This window comes from Rhizobium sp. FG113 (genome assembly GCF_057809895.1).
On sequence record NZ_JBMDKV010000001.1, the window covers coordinates 74,319 to 98,590 of the forward strand.

26 protein-coding genes are annotated in these 24,272 nt (G+C 61.7%); 11 read left to right on the forward strand and 15 right to left on the reverse strand.

Features of this window, described 5'->3' with window-relative positions; genetic code table 11:
* Positions 1 to 31: 31 nt before the first annotated feature.
* The gene (locus ACODTZ_RS00330; protein ID WP_313761006.1) at positions 32 to 841 is read right to left on the reverse strand and encodes a DeoR/GlpR family DNA-binding transcription regulator; all 810 of its coding nucleotides are present in this window, start codon (positions 839 to 841) and stop codon (positions 32 to 34) included.
* A gap of 199 nt (positions 842 to 1,040) precedes the next feature.
* Here ACODTZ_RS00330 and ACODTZ_RS00335 point away from each other — a divergent pair, with 199 nt between their 5' ends.
* Entirely contained in the window at positions 1,041 to 3,137 is a 2,097-nt protein-coding gene (locus ACODTZ_RS00335) for a bifunctional rhamnulose-1-phosphate aldolase/short-chain dehydrogenase (protein ID WP_489022951.1), read from the forward strand.
* A 3-nt stretch (positions 3,138 to 3,140) separates the two neighbouring features.
* Here the strand turns inward: ACODTZ_RS00335 and ACODTZ_RS00340 are convergent, their stop codons facing one another.
* The gene (locus tag ACODTZ_RS00340; protein ID WP_018896533.1) at positions 3,141 to 3,299 is read right to left on the reverse strand and encodes a YqaE/Pmp3 family membrane protein; all 159 of its coding nucleotides are present in this window, start codon (positions 3,297 to 3,299) and stop codon (positions 3,141 to 3,143) included.
* A gap of 84 nt (positions 3,300 to 3,383) precedes the next feature.
* Here ACODTZ_RS00340 and rhaI point away from each other — a divergent pair, with 84 nt between their 5' ends.
* Entirely contained in the window at positions 3,384 to 4,676 is a 1,293-nt protein-coding gene (rhaI, locus tag ACODTZ_RS00345) for an L-rhamnose catabolism isomerase (protein ID WP_489022953.1), read from the forward strand.
* A 52-nt stretch (positions 4,677 to 4,728) separates the two neighbouring features.
* Here the strand turns inward: rhaI and ACODTZ_RS00350 are convergent, their stop codons facing one another.
* Positions 4,729 to 5,772, reverse strand: a complete 1,044-nt coding sequence (locus tag ACODTZ_RS00350) for an SMP-30/gluconolactonase/LRE family protein (protein ID WP_209235704.1) — start codon at positions 5,770 to 5,772, stop codon at positions 4,729 to 4,731.
* Positions 5,773 to 6,222: 450 nt separating this feature from the next.
* Between ACODTZ_RS00350 and ACODTZ_RS00355 the strand changes: the two genes are divergently transcribed.
* The gene (locus ACODTZ_RS00355) at positions 6,223 to 8,169 is read left to right on the forward strand and encodes a methyl-accepting chemotaxis protein (RefSeq protein ID WP_047505015.1); all 1,947 of its coding nucleotides are present in this window, start codon (positions 6,223 to 6,225) and stop codon (positions 8,167 to 8,169) included.
* Between the two features lie 150 nt (positions 8,170 to 8,319).
* Here the strand turns inward: ACODTZ_RS00355 and ACODTZ_RS00360 are convergent, their stop codons facing one another.
* Positions 8,320 to 8,529, reverse strand: a complete 210-nt coding sequence (locus ACODTZ_RS00360) for a hypothetical protein (RefSeq protein ID WP_047505010.1) — start codon at positions 8,527 to 8,529, stop codon at positions 8,320 to 8,322.
* Positions 8,530 to 8,660: 131 nt separating this feature from the next.
* Here ACODTZ_RS00360 and ACODTZ_RS00365 point away from each other — a divergent pair, with 131 nt between their 5' ends.
* Both ACODTZ_RS00365 and ACODTZ_RS00370 read left to right on the forward strand, forming a co-directional pair.
* Positions 8,661 to 9,284, forward strand: a complete 624-nt coding sequence (locus tag ACODTZ_RS00365) for a TetR/AcrR family transcriptional regulator (RefSeq protein WP_209235706.1) — start codon at positions 8,661 to 8,663, stop codon at positions 9,282 to 9,284.
* Between the two features lie 78 nt (positions 9,285 to 9,362).
* Positions 9,363 to 9,551 (forward strand): hypothetical protein, encoded by a 189-nt coding sequence (locus ACODTZ_RS00370; protein WP_047505429.1) that lies wholly within the window; start codon positions 9,363 to 9,365, stop codon positions 9,549 to 9,551.
* A 9-nt stretch (positions 9,552 to 9,560) separates the two neighbouring features.
* On the opposite strand, the gene ACODTZ_RS00375 is transcribed toward ACODTZ_RS00370, so the two are convergent.
* Both ACODTZ_RS00375 and ACODTZ_RS00380 read right to left on the reverse strand, forming a co-directional pair.
* The gene (locus ACODTZ_RS00375) at positions 9,561 to 9,998 is read right to left on the reverse strand and encodes a DUF1810 domain-containing protein (RefSeq protein WP_489022955.1); all 438 of its coding nucleotides are present in this window, start codon (positions 9,996 to 9,998) and stop codon (positions 9,561 to 9,563) included.
* A 76-nt stretch (positions 9,999 to 10,074) separates the two neighbouring features.
* The gene (locus ACODTZ_RS00380; RefSeq protein ID WP_489022956.1) at positions 10,075 to 10,386 is read right to left on the reverse strand and encodes a hypothetical protein; all 312 of its coding nucleotides are present in this window, start codon (positions 10,384 to 10,386) and stop codon (positions 10,075 to 10,077) included.
* Between the two features lie 223 nt (positions 10,387 to 10,609).
* Between ACODTZ_RS00380 and ACODTZ_RS00385 the strand changes: the two genes are divergently transcribed.
* From ACODTZ_RS00385 to ACODTZ_RS00395, 3 genes are read left to right on the forward strand one after another with little or no spacing between them, the layout of a single operon-like run.
* Positions 10,610 to 11,998 (forward strand): amidase, encoded by a 1,389-nt coding sequence (locus tag ACODTZ_RS00385; RefSeq protein ID WP_489022958.1) that lies wholly within the window; start codon positions 10,610 to 10,612, stop codon positions 11,996 to 11,998.
* 52 nt (positions 11,999 to 12,050) lie between these two features.
* On the forward strand, positions 12,051 to 12,911 hold the full coding sequence (locus ACODTZ_RS00390; protein WP_489022959.1) for a sugar phosphate isomerase/epimerase family protein: 861 nt from the start codon (positions 12,051 to 12,053) through the stop codon (positions 12,909 to 12,911).
* A gap of 19 nt (positions 12,912 to 12,930) precedes the next feature.
* Positions 12,931 to 13,728 (forward strand): HpcH/HpaI aldolase family protein, encoded by a 798-nt coding sequence (locus tag ACODTZ_RS00395; RefSeq protein ID WP_489022961.1) that lies wholly within the window; start codon positions 12,931 to 12,933, stop codon positions 13,726 to 13,728.
* Position 13,729: 1 nt separating this feature from the next.
* Here the strand turns inward: ACODTZ_RS00395 and ACODTZ_RS00400 are convergent, their stop codons facing one another.
* From ACODTZ_RS00400 to ACODTZ_RS00420, 5 genes are all read right to left on the reverse strand, one after another.
* The gene (locus ACODTZ_RS00400) at positions 13,730 to 14,404 is read right to left on the reverse strand and encodes a spermidine synthase (protein WP_489022963.1); all 675 of its coding nucleotides are present in this window, start codon (positions 14,402 to 14,404) and stop codon (positions 13,730 to 13,732) included.
* A gap of 91 nt (positions 14,405 to 14,495) precedes the next feature.
* On the reverse strand, positions 14,496 to 14,783 hold the full coding sequence (locus ACODTZ_RS00405; RefSeq protein ID WP_112949977.1) for a hypothetical protein: 288 nt from the start codon (positions 14,781 to 14,783) through the stop codon (positions 14,496 to 14,498).
* Between the two features lie 90 nt (positions 14,784 to 14,873).
* The gene (locus ACODTZ_RS00410; RefSeq protein WP_489022965.1) at positions 14,874 to 15,515 is read right to left on the reverse strand and encodes a ThuA domain-containing protein; all 642 of its coding nucleotides are present in this window, start codon (positions 15,513 to 15,515) and stop codon (positions 14,874 to 14,876) included.
* 19 nt (positions 15,516 to 15,534) lie between these two features.
* On the reverse strand, positions 15,535 to 16,635 hold the full coding sequence (locus ACODTZ_RS00415; protein WP_489022967.1) for a Gfo/Idh/MocA family protein: 1,101 nt from the start codon (positions 16,633 to 16,635) through the stop codon (positions 15,535 to 15,537).
* Positions 16,636 to 16,668: 33 nt separating this feature from the next.
* Positions 16,669 to 17,868, reverse strand: a complete 1,200-nt coding sequence (locus ACODTZ_RS00420; protein WP_489022969.1) for an ROK family protein — start codon at positions 17,866 to 17,868, stop codon at positions 16,669 to 16,671.
* 210 nt (positions 17,869 to 18,078) lie between these two features.
* On the opposite strand from ACODTZ_RS00420, the gene ACODTZ_RS00425 reads away from it, so the two are divergent.
* From ACODTZ_RS00425 to ACODTZ_RS00435, 3 genes are all read left to right on the forward strand, one after another.
* Positions 18,079 to 19,389 (forward strand): extracellular solute-binding protein, encoded by a 1,311-nt coding sequence (locus tag ACODTZ_RS00425; protein ID WP_489022971.1) that lies wholly within the window; start codon positions 18,079 to 18,081, stop codon positions 19,387 to 19,389.
* Between the two features lie 66 nt (positions 19,390 to 19,455).
* Positions 19,456 to 20,397: a carbohydrate ABC transporter permease gene (locus ACODTZ_RS00430; RefSeq protein WP_112818798.1), complete on the forward strand. Its 942-nt coding sequence runs from the start codon at positions 19,456 to 19,458 to the stop codon at positions 20,395 to 20,397.
* The gene (locus ACODTZ_RS00435) at positions 20,390 to 21,238 is read left to right on the forward strand and encodes a carbohydrate ABC transporter permease (protein WP_112981497.1); all 849 of its coding nucleotides are present in this window, start codon (positions 20,390 to 20,392) and stop codon (positions 21,236 to 21,238) included. The genes ACODTZ_RS00430 and ACODTZ_RS00435 overlap by 8 nt, the downstream gene beginning before the upstream one ends.
* A gap of 17 nt (positions 21,239 to 21,255) precedes the next feature.
* On the opposite strand, the gene ACODTZ_RS00440 is transcribed toward ACODTZ_RS00435, so the two are convergent.
* Genes ACODTZ_RS00440 through thiM form a run of 4 tightly spaced genes read right to left on the reverse strand, consistent with a single transcriptional unit; the run spans position 21,256 to position 24,270 of the window.
* A complete protein-coding gene (locus ACODTZ_RS00440) occupies positions 21,256 to 22,020 on the reverse strand; it encodes a 3-oxoacyl-ACP reductase (protein WP_489022973.1) in 765 nt (254 codons plus the stop codon).
* Positions 22,017 to 22,838 carry a bifunctional hydroxymethylpyrimidine kinase/phosphomethylpyrimidine kinase gene (gene thiD, locus ACODTZ_RS00445; RefSeq protein WP_489022975.1) on the reverse strand — a complete coding sequence of 274 codons (822 nt, stop codon included), beginning with the start codon at positions 22,836 to 22,838 and terminating at the stop codon, positions 22,017 to 22,019. Before thiD ends, ACODTZ_RS00440 begins: the two co-directional genes overlap by 4 nt.
* Positions 22,835 to 23,470 (reverse strand): thiamine phosphate synthase, encoded by a 636-nt coding sequence (gene thiE / locus ACODTZ_RS00450; protein ID WP_489022977.1) that lies wholly within the window; start codon positions 23,468 to 23,470, stop codon positions 22,835 to 22,837. The genes thiD and thiE overlap by 4 nt, the downstream gene beginning before the upstream one ends.
* Positions 23,467 to 24,270: a hydroxyethylthiazole kinase gene (thiM, locus tag ACODTZ_RS00455; protein WP_489024740.1), complete on the reverse strand. Its 804-nt coding sequence runs from the start codon at positions 24,268 to 24,270 to the stop codon at positions 23,467 to 23,469. The genes thiE and thiM overlap by 4 nt, the downstream gene beginning before the upstream one ends.
* Positions 24,271 to 24,272 lie beyond the last annotated feature (2 nt).

Here is a 24,272-nt window from a genome sequence, read left to right on the forward strand (position 1 = left end):
GATTGACTTGACTACATCCTGCCAGTGCCGCTCAGGCGACCGACGAGGAATCCTCCCTTGCCTGCGAGACCATGCTCGCAACGACGAGCTTGACGCCCGCATCCTCGATCATCCGCACCGCCTCGTCGGAGACCCCCTCGTCCGTAATGATCGTCGTGACGCGATCGAGCCCGCACAGAATAAGGCTCGAGCGGCGATGAAACTTGCTGGAATCGACCATGACGATCAGCTCGTCGGCCTGATGCATCAGCTTCTGCTCGCTCTGGATGATCTGCGCATCCGCTTCCATGATGCCGAGCGGACCAACGCCCTGCGCGCCGATGAAGAAGCGACGCGCATAGAAATTGCGGATCGCGTCATTGTCGAAAGGCGACAGGATGAGGCTCTGCTCGCGATAGATCACGCCACCCGGAACAGTGACCGTGTTCTTCGAATGCTTGACCAGATGCTCGGCGATCGCGAAGGAATTGGTCATCACCTGCATGCGATGCGCCGCCATGAAATGCACCATCTGGAAGGTGGTCGTTCCGCCATTGATGATGATGGCGTCGCCAGGATCGCAGAGATCGACGGCTGCGCGCGCAATTGCGCGTTTTTTATCGGAGTTGACCGATTCTGAAACCCGGAAAGGCCGGCCGGCGAGATTGCCGAGCTGCGGCGGATGCACGGCTTCCGCCCCGCCACGCACGCGCCGGATCTTTCCCTGCACGTGAAGCGCTGCGATATCGCGCCTGATCGTCGCCTCGGAAGCCTCGGTCAGCTCGGAAATATCCTGAACCGTCACGACCGACTTTTCCTGTACGGCGCTCAATATGATGCGATGGCGTTCGCGTTCGTGCATGGGTTCCTCCTACATCGTTTATTTCGCAGTTGTGACAATGTGTCAATCATAAGCGATCATATTTTTCCATATTGCGTTGCAACATAATCGTTTTTGATCGTTTTCGATTGACAGCGCCGCTTTTGATGAGCGATACCGTCACCGCAAAGGGCGTATTACTCATTTTCACGTCCTGAAGAATTCTACATGGGAGGATGACATGGCGGCAACCGTCCGGCTTCTGGATAACCGTTGGGATGACTCGTACGCTGCAGGCCTGGATGAGCCTGGAAAGCTGCTCTATCGCTCGAACCTGCTGGGCGCCGACAAGCGCATCACCAACTATGGCGGCGGCAACACCTCTGCCAAGGTCATGGAAACCGACCCGCTGACCGGCGAAAAGGTCAAGGTTCTCTGGGTCAAGGGTTCGGGCGGCGACGTCGGCACCATCAAGCTCGATGGTTTCGCCACCCTCTACCAGGACAAGCTGGATTCGCTGAAGGGCATCTACAAGGGTGTCGAAGACGAAGACCGCATGGTCGGCTTCCTCCCCCATTGCACCTACAATCTCAACAGCCGCGCCGCCTCGATCGATACGCCGCTGCATGGTTTCGTGCCCTTCACGCATGTCGACCACATGCACCCCGATGCCATCATCGCGATCGCCGCTTCGAAGAACTCCAAGGAGCTGACCCAGCAGATCTTCGGCGCTGACATCGGCTGGCTTCCCTGGCGCCGCCCGGGATTCCAGCTCGGCCTCGACCTCGAAGCCTTCGTCAAGGCGAACCCGAATTCCAAGGGCGTCGTGCTCGAAAGCCATGGTCTCTTCACCTGGGCAAACGACGCCAAGGCCTGCTACGAGCTGACGCTTGAGATCATCAACAAGGCGATCGTCTGGTTTGCCGAAAAGACCGAAGGCAAGACGATCTTCGGTGGCGCGGCCACCGAGAGCTTGGCCGCCGAACAGCGCCGCGCCATCGCCGCCCGCCTGATGCCCGAAATTCGCGGTCGCATCGGCAAGGCGGAACGCAAGCTCGGCCATTTCGACGACCAGGACGCCGTTCTCGAATTCGTCAACTCGAAGAACCTCCAGCCGCTCGGCGCGCTCGGCACCAGCTGCCCCGACCACTTCCTGCGCACCAAGATCCGCCCGCTGATCGTCGATTTCGACCCGGCAAAGCCGGATGTGGATGCGATCGTTGCCGGTCTCGACAAGGCGCTCGAAGACTACCGCGCCGACTACGCGCGCTATTACAACGACTGCAAGCATGACAATTCGCCCGCCATGCGCGACGCGAACCCGGTCATCTTCCTCGTTCCCGGCGTCGGCATGCTGTCTTTTGCCCGCGACAAGGCAACGGCGCGCATTGCCAGCGAGTTCTACGTCAACGCCATCAACGTCATGCGCGGCGCATCGACCGTTTCCGAATATCAGGGACTGCCTGAGCAGGAAGCCTTCGACATCGAATACTGGCTGCTCGAGGAAGCCAAGCTTCAGCGTATGCCGAAGCCGAAGAGCCTGGCCGGCAAGGTTGCCTTCGTCACCGGCGGCGCCGGCGGCATCGGTCGTGCAACGGCTGCCCGCCTGATCGGCGAAGGTGCCTGCGTGGTTCTGGCCGACATCGACCAGGAAGCGCTCGACAGCACGAAGGCCGATTTCGCCAAGCAGTTTGGCGCCGATGCCGTTCGCGGCGTCAAGCTCGACGTGACCAAGGAAGACGGCGTGATCTCGTCCTTCGCGGAAGCCTGCGTCGAGTTCGGCGGCGTCGATATCCTGGTCTCGAACGCCGGTATCGCCTCGTCCGCGCCGATCGAAAGCACCGAGCTTTCGATGTGGAACAAGAACATCGATATTCTGGCAACCGGCTACTTCCTGGTTTCGCGCGAAGCCTTCCGCCTGTTCCGCAAGCAGAACCTCGGCGGCAACGTCGTGTTCGTCGCTTCGAAGAACGGCCTGGCATCGTCGCCGAACGCGGCCGCCTATTGCACAGCCAAGGCTGCCGAGATCCATCTCGCCCGTTGCCTGGCGCTGGAAGGCGCAGAAGCCGGTATTCGTGTCAACACCGTCAACCCGGATGCGGTCCTGCGCGGATCGAAGATTTGGAACGGCGAGTGGCGCGAGCAGCGTGCGGCCTCGTCGAAGATCGAGATCAACGAGCTGGAGGAGCACTACCGCAAGCGCTCCATGCTGAAGCTCAACGTCTTCCCTGAAGACATCGCCGAAGCGATCTACTTCCTGGCGTCCGATCTCTCGGCAAAGTCCACCGGCAACATCATCAACGTCGATGCCGGCAACGCGCAAAGCTTCCCGCGCTGATTGCTACCGCCGGAGGATCACCCATACCGCATGGATGATCCCCGGCACGTAGCCGCACAGCGTCAGCAATATGTTTAGCCAAAACTGCAGGCCGATACCGACCTGCAGGAATACGCCGACAGGTGGCAGGATGATCGCGAAAAGAATGCGTATGATGTCCAAGGTCGCCTCGTTATTGATTTAGGTATTTCACGCATCGAAACGCGGACAGGAGCCGTTTGGTTCGATGCGAAGAGGGAGGAACTGATGGCCGAGACCAAAATCGCGCAGGATGTGATTGCGCAGGAAAACGACAAGCGCGCATCCGCGCTTAAATCCGATTACGAAGCGCTGGGCGCCAATCTCTCGCGCCGTGGCGTGGACATTGAAGCGATCACGCGCCGCGTCTCCGAGTTCTTCGTCGCCGTTCCATCCTGGGGCGTCGGCACCGGCGGCACGCGCTTTGCCCGCTTCCCCGGCACCGGCGAGCCGCGCGGCATCTTCGACAAGCTGGACGACTGCTCCGTCATCAACGAGCTGACGCGCGCGACACCAAACGTCTCGCTCCACATTCCTTGGGACAAGACCGACGTCAAGGAACTGAAGGCGAAGGGCGACCAGCTCGGCCTCGGTTTCGACGCGATGAACTCCAACACCTTCTCCGACGCGCCCGGCCAGGCCCATTCCTACAAGTACGGATCGCTCAGCCACACCGACGCGGCAACGCGCGCGCAGGCCGTCGAGCACAACATAGAATGCATCGAGATCGGCAAGGCGATCGGCTCCAAGGCGCTGACCGTCTGGGTCGGCGACGGCTCGAACTTCCCGGGCCAGAGCAACTTCACCCGCTCCTTCGAACGCTACCTCGCCTCGATGGCCGACATCTACAAGGCGCTGCCCGACGATTGGAAGCTGTTCTCAGAGCATAAGATGTACGAGCCAGCCTTTTACTCAACGGTCGTGCAGGACTGGGGCACCAACTATCTGATCGCCCAGACGCTCGGCCCGAAGGCGCATTGCCTCGTCGACCTCGGCCACCATGCGCCGAACACCAATATCGAGATGATCGTTGCCCGGCTGATCCAGTTCGGCAAGCTCGGCGGCTTCCACTTCAACGACTCGAAGTATGGCGACGACGACCTCGACGCCGGCTCGATCGAGCCCTACCGCCTGTTCCTCGTGTTCAACGAGCTGGTCGAGGCCGAGCAGCGCGGCGTCAATGACTTCAACCCGGCCCACATGATCGACCAGTCGCACAATGTGACCGACCCGATCGAAAGCCTGATCAACAGCGCCAACGAAATCCGCCGCGCCTACGCGCAGGCGCTGATCGTCGACCGCAAGTCGCTGGCAGGCTTCCAGGACGAGAACGACGCCTTGATGGCGACAGAGACACTGAAGCGCGGTTATCGCACCGATGTCGAGCCGATCCTTGCCGAAGCCCGTCGTCGCGCTGGCGGCGCTATCGATCCGGTCGCGACCTATCGCGCCAGCGGCTACCGTAAGAAGGTTGCCGCGGAGCGCCCGGCGTCCGTGGGCGGCAGCGGCGGCATCATCTGAGGTCGAAGAATTGCTCGAGCCGCCGCGACAATCGCGGCGGCTCGAATTTTAATCAGACGGCGCCGCGCGTCTCGACATAGAGCGCGTAGACCGAATGGCTGGAAGCCATGTAGAGGCGGTTCTTTTTCGGCCCGCCGAAGACGAGGTTCGGGCAGCGTTCCGGCAGCTTGATGAAGCCGATTGCCTTGCCGGCCTTGTTGAAGATCTTCACGCCGTTAAGATCTTCCGGCTTGGCGCCGGCTGCACCCGAAGAGCCCCATCCGCACCACAGGTTGCCGTCGACATCGACCTTGAAGCCGTCGAGGCCGCCATTGTCGTCGGCGGTGATCAGCGCCTTCTTGTTGGAAAGCGAAAAACCGTCCTTGGCGACGTCGTAGGACCAGACGATGCGATAGGGCTGTGCACGGCCTTCGACGATATAGAGCTTCTTCTCGTCTTCCGAGAAGGCGAGGCCGTTCGGACCCTTCAGCTCGTCGGTGACGAGGCTGAGCTTCCCATCCGGTGAGATGCGATAGACCGAGTGCGGCAGTTCCGGTTCGGCCTTGTCGCCTTCCCATTCGCCGGCAATGCCGAAGGTCGGGTCGGTGAACCAGATCGAGCCGTCCGACTTGCAGACGATATCGTTCGGCGAGTTGAGCTTCTTGCCCTTGTAATTATCGGCCAGGACCGTGATCGAGCCGTCATATTCGGTGCGGGTGACGCGGCGCGTCAGGTGCTCGCATGACAGAAGCCGGCCCTGCATATCGCGGGCATGACCGTTCGAATAGTTTGAATTCGGGTTGAAGACACTCCAGGTCTCGTTGGTCTCGTCGTATTTCATGACCCGGTTGTTCGGCACGTCACTGACGAGAAGATAGCGACCATCGCCGAACCAGACAGGGCCTTCCAGCCAGCGTGCGCCGGTGGCGACCTGTTCCAGCGAAGAGCTGGCGACGCGATATTTGGCAAAGCTAGGGTCGAGAACCTGAATGGCCGGATCCGGATAGATTGGCGATGGGGTGAAGCCGATCGACTGTGCGGCTGCGACCTTCGGCAGAACGGCGCCCGCCAGCGCGGCTCCGGACATGGCAATGACGTTGCGGCGTGTGTAAACCACTAAGCATCCTCAATATGATTTGTGTCAAAAGGACCCACGGGCTCGCGGGCTGCGATCAAAATCGTGATCACGCGCTCATGTATGTTGACCTATACGTGTGCCGCAATGACACTTTTAGGTCATTCAGCCGACTGGTTAATCAGCCGTGACCAGAACATCGTCAACAACGTGACGGAAAATTAGACAGCATAAATATATGTTTATGCTTTCACACCGACATGCTTTGACAAAACGCATCTCTACTGTCGATTCTATTCGCTTGGCTTGGCAAGGTCAGATTTCTTTAATGATAAGCGCCTAGGTTGAAGCCACAATATCGTGGATGTCTCCCCGATGTTTTGCGCATGATGCGTTGTCTCACCGTTTTCTGATGTCATTTTTTCTTGCGATCGAGGTCCCCTCGACCGCAGGCGGCCCGATGCCATTTCACCACGATTTCCAAGGTGCCTCATGTTGAAAAACCTGAAGATAAAAACCAAATTCCTTATGGCTATTGCCATGCTCGGCCTCGTTTCCATGGCAGGCCTGCTGTATCTCACCGATAAGTTCAGCGCGGCCAATCAGCAGTATACCGGCTTCCTTCAGAACGAGAGCCAAGCGGCGACCTTCAGCGCCCGCGCGGCAGCAGGCATCTGGACATCCACGACGTGGCTGAGCCGCGCTGTCGCGCAGCAGCCCGGTTCCCCCGCTTTCGACAATATCTCCAAGCGTTTTGCCACGGAATTCGACGGCGCGCGCAAGCGCCTCGCGCAGGTGTCCGAGCTGGTCCCCAGCCGCAAGAGCGCGATCGACGAACTGCTTGCCGGCGCCGATGGCCTGAAGTCGCTCGGCGATCAGCTTCTTGCTGCGCACGCCGCCGGAAACGCGGAGCAGACGCAACAGCTTTCCACAAAGCTAGATGATACGATCATTGGCCTGTCGCCCAAGTTCGGCGCCAACAACAAGGCAATGGCGGATCTGCTGGAACAGGGAGGCAGCCAGCTCTCGGCTTCCGTTTCCTCTACCATCTTCTACACCCTTGTCGGCATTACGTTTGGCGTTATCGCGGCAATCGCCTTTGCCATGGTCATCGCCCAGAAGGGTGTGACGACACCGATGGCGAAACTTCGCGAGCGCATGGAAACGCTTGCCTCCGGCGAGACCGGCAAAGAGGTTGACGGTCTCGATCGACGCGACGAGATCGGCCAGATGGCTGCAGCGGTTGCCGTGTTCCGGACCAATGCGATCGACCGCATGCGCATCGAGCAGCAGGCGGAAGCCACCCGCTCGATGAGCGAAAGCGAACGCCTTGAGCGCGAAGCGGAGAAGGCTAATGAGGCGGCCAACCTGCAGCGAGCAGTCAAGGCTCTTGGCGGCGCGCTGGGCAATCTCGCCGATGGTGATCTGAATTGCCGCATCGACACGCCGTTCACCGGTGACCTCGATACGCTTCGCCAGGACTTCAACGCCGCGATCTCCAAGCTCAATAACGCGCTTCAGGCGGTTGGCGCCAATGCAAGCGCCATCAGTGCAGGGTCGAGCCAGATCCGCGCCTCCGCCGACGACCTTTCCAAGCGCACAGAGCAGCAGGCAGCCTCCGTTGAGGAAACCGCAGCAGCGCTGGAAGAGATCACGACGACGGTCAAGGATGCAGCAGGGCGCGCAAGCGACGCCAGCCAGCTTGTCGCCAAGACGCGCGAAGCAGCGGAACGCTCCGGCGAAGTCGTGCGCAACGCCGTGACCGCGATGCACCTGATCGAGCAGTCCTCGAACGAGATCAGCAACATCATCGGCGTGATCGACGACATCGCGTTCCAGACCAACCTTCTCGCCCTCAATGCCGGCGTGGAAGCCGCCCGTGCCGGTGAGGCAGGCAAGGGCTTCGCGGTCGTCGCCCAGGAAGTCCGTGAACTGGCGCAGCGTTCGGCGCGTGCCGCCAAGGAGATCAAGGCGCTGATCACCGCCTCGGGTTCGCAGGTTGAGTCCGGTGTGGAACTGGTCGGCGAGGCCGGCAAGGCTCTCGATGCGATCGTCGCCGAAGTTCAAGAGATCAACCGACATGTTCACGCGATCGCCGAAGCGTCGCGCGAGCAGTCACTTGGCTTGCAGGAGATCAACACGGCCGTGAACACCATGGACGAAGGCACGCAGAAGAATGCCGCCATGGTCGAGGAAACGACCGCGGCCAGCCACAGCCTCGCGCATGAAGCCATGGCGCTGTCTCAGCTCATGGCCCAGTTCAAGCTGGACGGGGGCGCCGTTGCGAACCAGGGACGCCCGAGTTTTGCCAAGCCTGCGGCGACGACCGCCAGCCACGGCCCCGTCGCCTCGCCTGCACGGCAGCTTGGCCAGAAGTTGACCAACGCGTTTCGCGGAAACGCCGCGCTCAAGCAAGAGCCGGAATGGTCTGAATTCTGACCTACATCGCTTAGAAAACGGAGCCCGAAAGGCTCCGTTTTTTTATGCAGACGCACCGCGCGATCGCCGGCATCAGCATGGATCGCCAAAAACAAAAAAAGCCGCCGCCAATGTGGCGACGGCTTTCGGGGGGCAGGGAAGCCCAAGGCGTTAGCAATAGCTGCAGATCGCGGCCGGATTGCTCTTGATGACGTCGATGAATTTCTTGACCGGATTGGCGCGCTGTTCGCGCTTTACCGCCGCCGTCTCCAGGAGCCGCTTGAAATCTTCAAGCTTCACGCCATCGGCGCGCATCACCATGGCGATCAGGGGGTCGCGAAGGGCTTCGGATATCGTCAGGTCGTCTCTGGTCTTTCTCATGGCTCAGTCCTCCTTTCGTGGGCGGTCGCCCGTGTTCCACTTCGGCCGCGCTGCCCTCTCGGCAATTGACTTCCGCGAAAAGTGGTGTTACCGGTAAGTAACAATGCATTTGTTACCGATCGGTCACATGGATGTCAAGGACATTGTCTGCAGAAAAATCAAAAACTTCGACAGCTATTCTGCCTGCAGGCACTGATGAAAAGATCCCTCCTAGGGAACGTATCGTCTCGACCGCGGCGGAGCTTTTTCGTGAACACGGGATCCGTGGCATCGGCGTCGATGCCATCGCCGAAGGCGCTCTCACAAACAAGATGACGCTCTACCGGCACTTCGGATCGAAGGACGAGCTGGTATGCGAAACCCTGCGCCGCGCCTCCGAAAAAGCCGAAGCGATCTGGCGCGAGCTGGAAGCCACGCATCCCGACGACGCCCGCGCCCAGCTGCTTGCCTGGATCGAGCTCCGGACACAGAGCCTTTGCGGCGATCAGGTCGGCTGCGATCTTGCAAACGCGGCGATCGAGCTCAAGGGTGAAGGCCACCCCGCCTATAGCGTCATCGAACGCCATAAGGCAGAGCAACGCGACAGGCTCGAGGCACTCTGTCTCGCCGCCGGCGCGCGCGAACCGCAGCTGCTGGCCGACACGCTGACCCTGCTTCTGGAAGGCGCCCGCGTCACCCGTCAGTCGATGGGCAAGGACAACTGTTGCGGCCACTTCTCCAAGGCGTGCAACGCCGCTGTCGCGGCGTTCGCCTGAGCGCCGGTCTCTAAGCTTGGAACTTTCGTGAGGGCGACTCGTTTTCAACCAGATGTGGAAACACGGTTGAGCGAGAAGATGAACTACATTTATCTCCATCGCCTGTATGCCAAACGGGCGGAGCTTGAGGCCAAGCTCGAACTCTATGATGCGCGCGATTGCTTCGGTGACGAGGATGTCAACGACGGCACCGATCGTGAGTTGCGTTCTCGGATCGAGGAAATCTCGGCGGAGATTGATACGCTCGAACATTCCCGCGTCGGATAACGCAACCGACTAGCGACCGGCATCGAGCAGCTCGATCGTGCGATGATCGAACGATCCATCGTAGAATTGCTCTACCACCCGATGGAAGGGCGACCCGTGATCGCTGACCGCCGCGAACAACGTCATCGACGATCGCAGCTTCTGATCATCGGGAGAGCCGAAGACCTCATGCGCGGATTTTCCATCGATCGATAATACGGCTTCGACGCAGCGTAATAGCCGAGCACCGAGAATGGGCTCTGCCAGATAGGCCGAGGCCTCGCCAGCCGAGCGGATCGCATATTTCTCGGCCGTTGGCGACGTGCCGAGACCGGCCATCTGCGGAAAGATGAACCACATCCAGTGCGAGCGCTTGCGGCCATTCCTGAGCTCCGCAAGCGCGCGATCATAGACACCGTTTTGAGCTTCGATAAAGCGATCGAGATCGTAGTCGATATCACCGGACATGATGCCCTCCCCCGACTAGAACTATGTCACGATCGACGTTTCTCCAGTTTAAGCCGGAAGAACTCAGGACAATTCCTCAGCAGGACTTGTCGGGATAGGGGCTGTGCTCCCGGCAATAATCCAGCGACGGGCCAGAATCCGAGATCGCCCCGACGGGCGCGAGATCGACAGCCGATGCCGTCGAGGTGTTCATATGCGCGACATACCCCGCCGCGCCAAGAACCAGCAGGGCTCCAACGATCATAAACCGCTCCGACACCGATGGCAGGCTGGTTGCCTTGATGTGTTCCACGTATTCGCGCTCGCCCATACCGTCCAACTCTTCGTCCGTTGCATGATGATGGACCGTGTCGCCGCGAGGGGCGCTCCAGCTGTCTACATCTCTCATTGTCTTGCTCCTGAAATCCGCGCGAGGTGCCTACAACATCCCTCGACCCGTGGCGTCTTTCGCGCATTCCCCATATGTGGTGGCAACCGCCACGGTTGAAGGCCGGATACGCAAACTCAGTGTTCATAAAATCGAACCAATCGGTTTGATCTGGCTTCAAGGGCTTGGCACTTCGAGGAAATTCGGCTTAGGTCGGGTATTCATCCAGACCACGGACACTGACATGACGAAATCATTTGGGGCGATGTCGATCGCGCAACTTTCCGTTCTCATCCAGAATGGCGCCGCCGATCCGGTCGAGGTTACCGAGGCGGTGCTTGAAGGTATCGAGGCGCATCCAGATCAGTCGATTTTCACCGAACTGCTGGCCGAGCGCGCGCTTGAAGAGGCCAAGGCGTCCTCGGCGCGGCTGAAGGCCGGCCGGTCGCGTGGCTTGCTCGAAGGCATTCCCGTTGCCTGGAAAGACCTGTTCGACATCAAGGGGCGTGCGACGACGGCCGGCTCCAAGGTCCTGCGGGACGCCCCCGTGGCAGAAGACGATGCTGCTGTCGTGACCGCGCTTGCCCAGGCCGGCATGGTCGCCGTTGGCTGCACCAACATGAGCGAATTCGCTTTTTCCGGCCTCGGCATCAACCCGCATTACGGAACGCCGCACAACCCGCGCAGCAAGGATGAGCCACGTATTCCCGGCGGCTCTTCTTCAGGCGCCGGTGCCGCGGTTGCGGCAGGCCTCGTCCCCGTGGCGATCGGCACCGACACGGGCGGATCGGTCCGCATACCCGCCGCCTTCAATGGCGTCGTCGGCTATAAGGCAACACGCGGACGCTATCCGATGGGCGGTGTCTTCCCGCTGGCGAAAAGCCTGGATTCGCTCGGCCCCCTTTGCCGCACCGTTCAGGACGCGATCTGGGTCGATGCGGCCATGCGCGGCCTGACCGCCGCACCCACCATCACCCCGAGCTCGCTTCGAGAACTGGATGTGATCATTCCCGATAATGTCGTGTTCGATGGCGCCGAGGCCGGCGTCGTCGCAGCTTTCGAGCAAGGCGTGGAGTGGCTGATCGCGGAAGGTGCTTCCGTCACCCGCGTCACCATCCCGGCCTTCGACGAGATTCTCGCCCTCATGGGCAAGTACGGCAGCCTGGTGACCGCGGAAGCCTTCGCGCTTCATCGCAAACGCCTCGCCGGGCCGGAGGCCGATCAGATGGACCACCGTGTCGTGCAGCGCACCCGCCTTGGCCAGACGATCACCATGCCTGACTACATCGCTATTATCGAAGCGCGCGAGCGGCTGATCGCGGAGGTCAATCGCATGGTCGGCGACAGTCTGGTCGGCGACAGTCTGGTCGCCTACCCGTCCGTCGCCCATGTCGCGCCGCCGATCGCGGCACTGGAGGCAAACGACGATCTGTTCTTCGCGACCAATGGCAAGACATTGCGCAACACCATGCTCGGCAACTTCCTCGATTGGTGCGGCGTTTCGATCTCTTGCGGCACCGGCGACGCGGATATGCCGGTCGGCCTGCTGCTTTCGGCAACCGCCGGCCGCGACGAGGCGCTGCTTGCCGCCAGCCTTTCGGCGGAAGCTGTGATCACGGGAGATTCCGTTTGAAATTCCAAGGCGTTGCTGCCTAGATAGGGTGGGAACGAGGAGGAGGAATGGAATGATCGAGGATATCGAGAACGGACGGTTTGCCGTCTCCACATGGTCGCTGCACCGCGCACTGGGCGCGGTCTATCCCTATAGCCCCGATCCGGCCAAGAGCGCGGCACCGCAGGAGCCTTACGGCCCCGGCAGCGTCGAGCTGATCGACGTTCCGCGCCAGCTTGCCGATCGCGGCATCCATCGGCTGGAGATCTGCTCCTTCCATCTGCCGAGCCTCGACGCGGACTATCTGCGGCGGCTGCGCGCAGCGCTCGATCAGTCCGGCGTCCTGCTCCAGACCCTGCTGGTCGAGGATGGCGACCCGAGCAACCCCGAGACGGCCGAGCGCGATATCCGCTGGATCGCCGGCTGGATCGAGATCGCAACCGCGCTTGGCGCGAGAAACATGCGCGTCATCGCGGGAAAGCAGCAGCCGAGCGACGAGAACCTCGCCCGCTCATCGGGACATCTCTCATGGCTGGCGGAGCAGGCCGAGGAGAGCGGCATTCGTGTCGTCACCGAAAACTGGTTCGATCTCCTGCCGTCGCCGCGAGAAATGAACTGGCTGCTTGACGATCTCGCCGGCAAGGTCGGCCTCAACGGTGATCTCGGCAACTGGTCGGCGCCGGACAAATATGCCGGTCTGGCGGACATCATGCGCCGCGCCGAGATCTGCCACGCCAAGGCGAACTACACCGCATCGGGCATGGACACCCAGGACTACGGCAAGTGCCTGGAAGCCTGCCGACAGGCGGGATATGCCGGTCCCTACACGCTGATCTACGATTCGCCGTTCTTCCCCGACGAATGGGACGGCATCCTTCTTCAGAAGGCCTTTATCGAGCAATTCCATCAAGATGAGCAGCGCGCCACGGGCTGAGCTGCGGAAGGAGACTGGCATGCCTGGTTCAACTGCGATCAACGACTTTTCGAAAAACCTCAGGTCGGGCGAAAGCGGTGGTCTGATTTCGGCCTGGATCGGCATCCCCGATCCGCTCTTCGTCAATCATCTCTCGCAGGAAGCCTTCAATGCCGTCGTGCTCGATATGCAGCACGGCGTCTGGGACATGGTGTCGGCCGCAAACGGCATTGGGCAGGGCAGGCTCGCCGGCAAGCCGGTGATGGCGCGTATTCCCGTCGGCGACTTCTCGACGGCCTCGCGGCTGCTCGATGCAGGCGCGTCCGGAATTATCGCGCCGATGATCAATTCGGTTGCGGATGCGCATGCCCTGGTCAAGGCGACGAAGTACCCGCCGCTCGGCGAGCGCAGCTGGGGACCGACGCTAGCGATGAACCACACCGGCCTCGCCGCCACGACCTATCTGGCGACGGCGAATATGGAAACCGTCGCGATCGCCATGATCGAGACCCGGGCAGCGCTCGATGCTGCCGACGACATTCTCGGTGTTGACGGCATCGACGGCATCTTCATCGGCCCATCGGACCTTTCCATTGCGCTCTCGAACGGCGCGCAGCTGGCGCCCGATACGGCGGAGATGGATGTCGTGCTCAAGCAGCTGCTCGATCGCTGCCGCGCGCATGGCAAGTTCGCCTGCATCTTTGGCAGCAATGGCGAGCGCGCCGGGCAGCTGCTGAAGATGGGATTCGATCTCGTTATCGCGGGCGCGGACACGCAACAGCTTCGCTCGGGCGCCGCGAACGCCATCGCCGCAGCGCGTAAAGGCCAAGCCGGCTGAGTTACTTCTTCTGTGCCAGCCAGATGACGTGGCGCGCGCCGCCACGTTTTCCGTTGGCGCGCGAATTGACGGCCTCGACCGCAAAGCCACTGTCGCGCACCCTGCGCGTGAAACTGGCATCGGGGCCGGATGACCAGACGGCCAGCACACCGCCGGGACGCAGGGCCTCACGTGCGGCCTTCAGCCCGGCGAAATCATAGAGCCCATCGTTCGATTGGCGGGTTAGCCCATCGGGTCCGTTGTCGACATCAAGCAGGATGGCGTCGAATTTTGCCCGGCTCGAACGAATGAGCTCGGAGACATCCCCCTGATGAATGCCGACGCGGGGGTCATCGAGACATCCCTTGAACACCTCGGCCATCGGCCCCCTCGCCCAGCTGACGACGGCAGGCACCAGTTCGGCGACGACGACGCTAGCATCCTTGGGAACGACGGCGAGTGCAGCGCGCAGCGTGAAGCCCATGCCGAGACCGCCGATCAGGATACTCGGGCGCGGCCGACCCTTGAGCTTGTCGTAGGAGAGCGTCGCGAGCGCTTCCTCGGAGCCAGACAAGCGGCTGTTCATCAGCTCGTTCGATCCGAGCATGATCGAAAATTCGCTGCCGCGCTGCTTCAGGCGCAGTTCGCCGGCCTCGCCGGGAATGGGAGCGGAATCGAGCTGAATCCAGGGCAGCATTTCTTAGGCCTCGCGTTGAGCCGCCCCACTAGCACAAAAGATCGCGCCAACGAAACGCAAACACGAGGCTGTAAGCCAGGCACCGGTCGGATCACTGTCCGTTGATGCAGGCCGGATTTGTGGACTTGCGGTTGGCAGCATTGCGTTGGTGCGGCGGGCAGCGCGTCCACTGGACCGGCGCCGAGCCCGCGGTGCTTCCTGTCTCAAGCGAATCGAGAGGAATGGAAAGACCGCTAGACTGTTCGTCCTGCGGACCGGTTCCAAGCGGTGCAGAGCCGTCAAAGCGGCCGCTGCTGTCCATGCCCATGTTCATCTGCGCGAATGCACTGCCGGCAAAGCCCATGATGACGATTGAGGTGACTGCGAGAAGCTTGCGCATGCTGGAAACTCCTTCACGTTGAATACCATGAAGAAATAGCGCGCGGCCGGATAGTTTCCAACCGCGTGCTACTACCTATTTTGCGCGGGTTCAGCGCGCCGCCCAGTTGGCGCCCCGGCGGAAGATGGTGCGCATTTCCGGCACGGAAAACTCCTTGGCCTGATGGCCGAGCGAAGAATAGAAGACGCGGCCTTTTCCGTACTTCCGCTTCCAGGCAACCGGCATTACCACGCCATCGATCCAATAGGCGTGATCGCCGGTAAAGGTTGTCGTCGCCAGCACCTCGTTGGAGGGGTCGACATGCATGTAATATTGCTCCGACGTATAGTCGAAATCGGAAATGCCTTCCATGACCGGATCGTCAGGCCGGCTGATATTGACCCTGTAGTCGATGATATTGCCAGGATGCGCGACCCACTGGCCGCCGACAATGAACTGGTATTCCACGCATTCGCGGAAGCTGTCGCCGGCTCCGCCATGATAACCGGCCAGGCCGACACCGCCTTCGATCGCCGCCGCAAGGTTCTTGATCTCTTCCTTCTCGATCTTCGACATGGTCACGATCGGCACAACCAGCGAAAGGTCGTGCACGGAAGGGTCGGCGAAAGCCTCGGTGGTATGCTCGACATAGACCTTGAAACCGTCTTCCTCGAGTATGTCCTTGACGATGGCGGCGCATTCCTGCGGCTCGTGGCCGCTCCATCCGCCCCAAACGATCAGTGCTTCACGCATTAAACTTCCTCCTCAATAATTACTTGCCCAGACGTCCGTCGACGAGCGATTCCGAGATCGGCGCCGGTCTTTCCGTCTGCGTTGATATCGCCACGGTGCGGCCGGTGTCCGATGCGGTCTGGAACGCTTCCATGACTTCCAGCACGTGCAGCGCCAAGCTGCCGTTCGCCCGATGCGACCGGTTCTCGCGGATCGCATAGGCGAGATCGGCGACACCGATCGACCGGTAGTTTCCATCGGCATAGGGTGCCGTCAGCGGCTGGCTCTCGAACGAGCCGCCCTTGCGCAAGAGCTCGACCTCACCGCCGAAGTGATTGGGATCGGGCACGATCAGCGTTCCCTCGGTCCCGTAGACCTCGAGCGGTACGTGCTTGTGGCCCGCGACGTCAAAGCTCATGCCGATCTGCACGACGGCACCGTTGGCAAAGGCCATCAGGCCGGACACATGGGTCGGCACATGCACCGGGATATGCTCGCCGTTTCGCGGCTCGCTGGTGATGACACGCTCCTTGCGCGGCGTGACGGCGAAGCCCGCCACCTGCGCCACCGGTCCGAACAGATTGACGAGATCGGTGATGTAATACGGCCCCATATCCAGCATCGGCCCACCGCCGACTTCATAGTAGAAGGCGGGATTGGGGTGCCAACGCTCGTGGCCGGGGCACATGAAGGTGGCCGTGCCGCCCACCGGCTGGCCGATTACGCCCTGATCGATCAGCGCGCGGGCCGTCTGGTGGCCGCCGCCGAGGAAGGTGTCGGGTGCCGCACCGATGCGCAGACCCTTCGCCTTGGCCGCTTCGGCCAACTGCTTGCCTTCGGCGAAATTGATGCCGAGCGGCTTTTCCGAATAGGTGTGCTTGCCAGCGGCGAGCGCCTGAAGGCCGACGGCGACGTGGGCCTTCGGAATGGTCAGATTGACGATGATCTCGATCGAGCGATCGGCGAAGAGTTCGTCGACGCCTCTGGCCGGCACGTTGAACTCGGCCGCCTTTGCCTGCGCGAGCTCGCTGTTGAGATCCGCCACGCCCCTGATGTCGAGAATGGGGAAAGACGCCATGGCCTTCAGGTACGCGCCCGATATGTTGCCGCATCCGATGATGCCTATGCCGACTTTATCCATGATTTCCTCCCATAGATTTTGGTTCTGAAAGCGTCAGAGCGCCGGGCCCGTGGTGTTCCACGGCGACTCGTAAAGTTCGTAGAGAGCGACAGCCGCAGCCCCCTGTGCCCAGAAATCGTCGCTGGAATCGTCGAAGACGAGTTCCGCGACGCCCTTGAGCGAGGGCGGAATGGCGAGCGCGTAGGCATTGCGCAGGCTCTCCAGGAAAGGTTCGCCAAGCGCCAGGCTGGAGCCCACCAGGATGACACGCGGCGGCGCGAAGATGGTCACGATATTGGCAACCGCGACACCGACGGCCTCCCCCGCCCGGATCGCCGCGCTGATCAGCGCGTTGTCTTCAGCCTTGATCAAGGTCTGCGCATGCGCCATGCCGCGCCCGAGCCGGATCGCCTCGGCAAATCGCCCGCCGGCCGGCTGCTCGCCCAGAATTTCGCTTTCGCCCGCCTGGCTCGACAGCCGCACGATCCCGCGCGGTCCCATGCCAAGCACGAGATCGCCGAGATTGTGGCTGAGGCCGCCGGCGCCGCGAAACAGCTGGTTGCCGTGCAGCACGCCGAGCCCGAGCGTCTGCTCGAGCGATATCAGCACCATGTCTTCCAGATCGCGCGCCTTGCCGAACCAGTGATGCGCCAGCGTGATGGCATGCGCGTCGCTTTCGACGATCGTCGAGGTGTTCAGTCGCGCGGTCATCTCGGCGGCGAAATCGACATTAACGTCCCGAAAGATCGGGCTGCTGCGGATATGGCCGGTTCGATGCTCGATAACACCCGGCAGGCTGAGGCAGACGGTATCGACATCCTCAAGCGACAGGCCGGCATCGACGACGCAGCGCCGCACGCCATCCTCGACGAGATCGGCGATGACCGCGATCGGCTGGCGATCGATCCGGATCGGCAGGGTGAGATTCGAGAGCACGTCGCCGCGAAAATCGGTGACGACGAAGACCATGCGACTGGCCGCGATCTTGGCGCCCACGACACGCGCCGCATCCGGATTGAGCTCCAGCATGACGCGTGGTCGGCCGCGCGCCGCTTCGTTGCGGATGTCGCCTTCGTGGCGCGGCAGAATGAGGCCATCATCCAGCAACGAGGCCGTGATGGCCGACACCGTTGTGGTCGACAGCTGCGTGCGTTCGCTGATTTCGACGCGCGCGATCGGCCCATGCCGGCGAACCGTGTCGAGCACGTTCAGGCGATTGATCGCGCGCATCAATTCCGGGTCTGCGGTCTTCATCTATTCGTGCACGGCTCTTCTGGCGACCGCCGAAGCGGATCGGTATTTTTGTCGGAATGCGAATTAAATAACGTGGAGATTCAGCCCTCTGTCAAGGCTAATCTGCCAAATTCAACCAAGGGAGTTGACATTCTGGCAAAGCTGCCGATCATTTAATCCGCATAAGGGACAAAATTGTAGAGGACGATTTTCCCTTGAGGAGGAGACCTTATGTTCAATCATCAAAGGGCGAAAGCCCTGTTCAATAGTCGTGCCTTTGTCCGCTCGACCGCGACCGCGCTCGCGCTTCTGATCGCCGCCGGCACTGCCGCTGCCGACACGACAATCAAGTGGATGCATCTCGAAATCGATCCGACCTATCTCGGCGTCTGGCAACAGATCGTCAAGAATTACGAGGCCGGGCATCCGGGCACGAAGGTGGAGATGCAGTTCCTCGAAAACGAGGCCTTCAAGGCGAAGTTGCCGACGCTTCTGCAGTCCAACGATGCGCCTGATCTTTTCTACAGCTGGGGCGGCGGCGTCCTGAAACAGCAGCTCGCGACGGGCGCCCTGCTCGATCTCAGCGAAGCGATGAACGCCAAGGATGGCGCGTGGGTGAAGACCTACAATCCTGCCTCCGTCAAGGGCCTGAGCTACGACGGCAAGATCGGCGCGGTCCCCTATGCCGTCGGCACCGTATCTTTCTTCTATAACAAGGAATTGTTCGCCAAGGCCGGCGTCGATGCGACCACGATCAAGACTTGGGATGACTATCTGGCCGCAGTCAAGAAGATCAAGGACGCCGGCATCGTGCCGATCGCCGGTGGCGGCGGCGAGAAGTGGCCGATCCACTTCTACTGGAGCTATCTGGTGATGCGCAACGGCGGCCAGCAGGTCTTCGACGCCGCCAAGAACGGCCAAGGCGAAGGCTTCAACGACCCGGCAATGATCAAGGCCGGTGAACAGCTCGCCGAGCTCGGCAAGCTCGAGCCCTTCCAGCCCGGCTACCTCGGGGCCACGTGGCCGCAGACGCTCGGCGTATTTGGCGACGGCAAGGCGGCGATGATCCTCGGCTTCCAAAACACGGAAGCGAACCAGCGCACCAATGCCGGCGACAAGAAGGGCCTGAACCCCGACAATATCGGCCGCTTCGCCTTCCCGGCTGTTACAGGCGGCGCCGGTGCCGTTACCGACACGCTCGGCGGCCTGAACGGCTGGGCCGTCACCAAGAAAGCGCCGCCGGAAACGCTGGACTTCCTTGCCTACCTCACCAATGCCGAGAACGAGCGGACCATGGCCAAGGCCGGCATGATCATCCCGGTCGCGGTTGGCGCCGAAGATGGCGTGACCAACCCGCTGCTGCATGAATCGGCCGAACAGCTGGCGCATTCCACATGGCACCAGAACTTCTTCGACCAGGATCTCGGCCCCTCGGTCGGCCGCGTCGTCAACGACGTATCGGTCGCCATCGTCTCCGGACAGATGACGCCTGCCGATGGCGCACAGCAGATCCAGGATGCCTTCGAGCAGGATCAGTTCTGATCAAGACCATCGCGGCGCGGGACATACTCTCGCGCCGCCATTCGATGTCTGGAATGTGAGGTCCTCATGGCCAATGTCAGCGCCGCCACCGCAATCAGACCCGCGCGCATACCGGCCACCCAGTCCGCCCGGCGCAAACATCCGGCCGTTGCCGGCCGCCTGCCTGTGCTGCTGCTCTTCCTGCCGCCCGCACTTCTGTTGTTCTCGATCTTCGTGATCCTGCCGATGGGCGAGGCCGCCTGGTACAGCCTTTACAAATGGGACGGCTATGGCCTGCCGACGCAATATGTCGGCATGCGCAACTTCGAACTTCTGTTCAAGAACGGCGCCTTCCTCACCGCGCTGAAGAACAACGCGATGATCATGGTGATCTCGATTGCGATCCAGATTCCGCTCGCCATCTGGCTGGCGATGATGCTGGCGCACCGCATTGCCGGCGTGGTCGTCTTCCGGCTGATCTTTTTCCTGCCCTACGTGCTCGCCGATGTCGCCGCCGGCCTGATCTGGCGCTTCGTCTATGACGGCGACTACGGGCTCTTCGCCTCGATCGCCCACCTGCTCGGCGTCGAGACGCCCTATGTGCTGGCCGACAAGGATCTGGCGATGTACGCGGTGCTGGGCGTCATCGTCTGGAAATACTTCGGCTTCCACATGATGCTGTTCATCGCCGGACTGCAATCACTCGACAAGAGCGTGCTGGAGGCAGCCGAGATCGATGGTGCCAGCGGCTGGCAGCGGTTCCGCTATATCACCCTGCCGTTGCTCGGATCGACCGTGCGCCTGTCCGTCTTCTTCGCCGTCGTCGGCTCGCTGCAGTTGTTCGACCTCATCATGCCTCTGACGGGCGGCGGTCCCTTCAACGCCACGCAGACGATGGTGACTTTCCTGTTCAACTTCGGCGTCGCCCGCATGCAGGTCGGGCTCGGAAGTGCGGTCGGCGTCGTGCTCTTCCTGATCTGCGTCACGCTCGCCTTCAGCTACAAACGGATATTCATGCGCCATGACTGACGTCGTTTCATCCGATCGGCTCAATGCCGGCACCAAAGCCTATCTCTACACGTCGCTGGTCATCATATCGGCCATCGTGCTGATCCCGCTGGTGACCACAGCGCTTGGTGGCTTCAAGGATCTCGGCGACCTGCGCACCAATCCATTCGGCCTGCCGGTGCAATGGCATGCCGAAAATTACACCGATATCCTGTTCGGCGATCGCTACTGGCGGCAGATGGTCAATTCGCTGCTCATCGCGGCGCTCACCGTCTTCCTCACTGTATCGGTATCGGCCATGGCGGCCTTCACCTTCGCGCATGTCCGCTTCTTCGGCGCCGAGTTCCTGCTGAATTACTTCCTGATCGGGCTGATGTTTCCGGCAGCGACCGCCATTCTGCCGCTTTTCATCCGCATCCGCGATCTCGGGCTGCTCAACACATATTGGGGCGTGGTGCTGCCGCAGGTCGCCTTCGGGCTCGGCATGAGCATACTTCTGTTCCGGAATTATTTTCGAAACCTTCCGGAAGAATTGTTCCAGGCGGCAGTGGTCGATGGCTGCGGCTATATGCGCTTCTTCTGGCATATCTGCCTGCCGCTCTCGCGACCGATCATCGCGACGGTCAGCATCATCTCCTTCGTCGGCAGCTGGAACAGCTACATCCTGCCGCTGATCATGCTGAACTCGGAGAAGATGTACCCCTGGCCGCTTGGCATCATGGTCTATCGCGGCGAATTCGGCACCGCATGGCAACTCGTACTCGCCTTCATCACGCTGACCATCATGCCGACCGTCATCGTCTTCTTCCTCGCGCAGAAGCACATCATCGCCGGCTTGACCGCAGGCGCGGTCAAGTCGTGATGATAGCCAGGTGACGTTCAGCTAAACACGAGACCACCATCGACAATCAGGTTCTGGCCGGTAACCGCCCGCGCCCAGGGGCTGGCGAAGAACAGCACGGCGTCGGCGGCTTCCTCCGGCGTCGTCACTCGACGCAACGGCGTGCTGCCGGCGATGAGATCGAACACCGCCTCGGGCGTCCCGGCGCTGGCATCGGTGGTGCGCAGCAATCCGCCAGAGACCATGTTCACGGTGATCCCATCAGGCCCGAGTTCGGCAGCGGCGGTGCGGGTCAGCGACAACAGCGCACCCTTCGCCGCCGTATAGTCGTGATAGGGAACAACGGGATTCTGGAAGAGATTGGTCCCGATCGTGACAACACGCCCAAAGCCGGCAGCGGCCATGACCGGGCGCGTTGCCTGGATGAGGTTCAAAGCACCCTTCACCGCCGTGTCGAGTTGCGCGTTCATCTCCTCCCAACTGAGCTCGCCGAGTTTCGGGCGAGCGTCGCCGTTGAAGCTGAAATCGGCGAGCGCATTGTGCACGACCGTCGTCGGTGCTCCCAGCCTGCGCGTGACATCAGCCACCAGTTCGCTCACGGCCGCGCCGTCGCGGATATCGGCTTGAACCGCATGCGTCCGCTCGCCGAGGCTTTTCGCAAGCGCCTCGGCCTGCTCCCGACTGTTGCGATAATTGATCGCCACCTTCGCGCCCTCGCGGGCAAAAGCCCTGGCGATCGCCGCCCCGAGCCCGCGCGCAGCGCCGGTTACGATTACCGTCTGCTCACTGATCGGCAATGTCATTTCGCGTATCCTTCCTCTGTCGTCCAAAGTTCGTGAAAGTGCTGGACCGGGCCATGTCCAGAGCCGACGTCGAGCGTGTCGGCAGCAGCCACCGCGCCGGCGAGATACATCTTTGCGGCGGCTACCGCCTGTGGCAGCGTCGCGCCCTTGGCGAGCTCGGCCGCCAACGCGCTCGATAGCGTGCAGCCGGTGCCGTGCGTGTTTGCGGTCGGCATCCTGGCGGCCTCGAACCAAGAGAGGCCGTCTTCCGTTGCCAGCACGTCCGGGCTCTGGTCACCGTCGAGATGGCCGCCTTTGACAAGCACGGCAGCGGGTCCCAAAGCGCGCAGCGCTTCGGCCTGATCGCCCATCTCCCGGCGGCTTTCGGCCACATCAGTGCGCAGCAACGCGGCTGCCTCAGGCAGATTGGGCGTCAGCAGCGTCGCAAGCGGCAGCAGCCGGCGCAGAAGCACATCGACCGCGTCGGGATCGAGAAGCTTTGCCCCACCCTTGGCCACCATGACGGGATCGAGCACGATCGGGATACCGAGATGATTCTTGAGAACGTCGGCGACCGCATCGGCGATTTCGGCATTGGCGATCATGCCGATCTTCACGGCATCGACGCGGACATCGGCGAATACGGCCTTGATCTGATCGGCGACGAAACCCGCTGGGACAAGGTGAACGCCGGATACGCCCTGCGTGTTCTGCGCGGTCAACGCCGTGAGCGCCGCCATGCCATAGACGCCGCGCGCGGCAAACGCCTTAAGGTCCGCCTGGATGCCCGCGCCGCCCGATGGATCGGATCCCGCGATGGAGAGAACATTGCGGATCATCGTGATCTCCCTTGAATTGCCTCTGAAAGCTCGAGGGCGGCGGCGTGAGGATCGGCCGTGCCGCAAATCGCCGAGACGACGGCGATCCCTTCAGCACCGGCGGCAAAAACACCGTTGACATGCGCCAGCTTCAGACCGCCGATAGCAACGGAGGGAACCGGGCAGGCGGCGACGAGACGTGCAAGACCGTCGAACCCGATCGGCTGCTTGTGGTCCGGCTTGGTCGGCGTCGCGAAGACCGGCCCGATGCCGGCATAATCGACCAATGCCGGATCGACAGCCCTCGCTAACGCCTCTGTCTCCACCGACAGACCAAGGATCATGTCGCGCCCGATCCGCTCGCGCGCGGCACGCACGACCATGTCGTCCTGGCCGACATGCAGCCCATCGGCGCCGATCGCGATGGCCGCCTCGACATCATCGTTGACGACAAGCAGCGCGTCCGTCCCGGCAAGCGCTTCTTTCAACGCACGGCCGGCCTCGATCATGCGCGCCGTGGAGGCATGCTTGTCGCGAAGCTGCACGACGGTGGCACTACCGGCAACAGCGCGCCTTGCTGTTTCGACCATGCCGATGTCTGCGCAAAGCTCGGGATCGAGGACGAGATAGAGCGAAAGATCGATCGTCCTCATAGCATCCGCACCCGCGCATTGTTGTCGATAGCGACGCCGTCTATCGCCGCGAGGGCGTCGAGAAACCGCCAGGAAAATGACCCCGGTCCGTCAGCGGCCCGCGCCGCCTCTTCACCGACGACGGCGAACATGGCGAGTGCTGATATCGTCGCTTCGAACGGTGCATCCGGCCTGATCGCGGCGAAGGCGCCGACGAGGCATGTCAGCGAGCAGCCGAGCGCCGTCACCTGCGGCATCAGCGATGAGCCGCCTTCGATGCGGCAGCCGCGCGCGCCGTCGGTGACGAAATCGACCTCGCCGGTCACCGCCACCACGGCCTGGTGCGTGTTTGCGATATGGCTGGCGGCAGCCTCGGCCTGCTCCACGGGGTCACGGCTGTCGACGCCCTGCCCCCGACTTTCGCCACCGGCAAGCGCAATGATCTCGGACGCGTTACCGCGAATGATGGTCGGGCGAAGCGCCAGCAAATCCGCGACGGCCTGTCTGCGAAAGGCAGTCGCATAATGGGCGACGGGGTCGAGGACCCATGGCCTGGCGCTCTCTCCCGCCGATCTGGCAGCGGCGCGCATGCCGTTCATCCAGCTCGGCGAGAGCGTGCCGATGTTAACAGTCAGCGCGCCGGAGACGGCCGCGAACTCGCCGGCCTCTTCCTCGGCATGCACCATGGCAGGCGATGCGCCGGCCGCGAGCAGCACGTTGGCCGCGATATTCATCGCAACGAAATTGGTGATGCACTGAACGAGCGGCTTTTGCGCGCGCATGGCATCAAGCATCGAACCGGGAGATCTGTCGTCTTTCATCA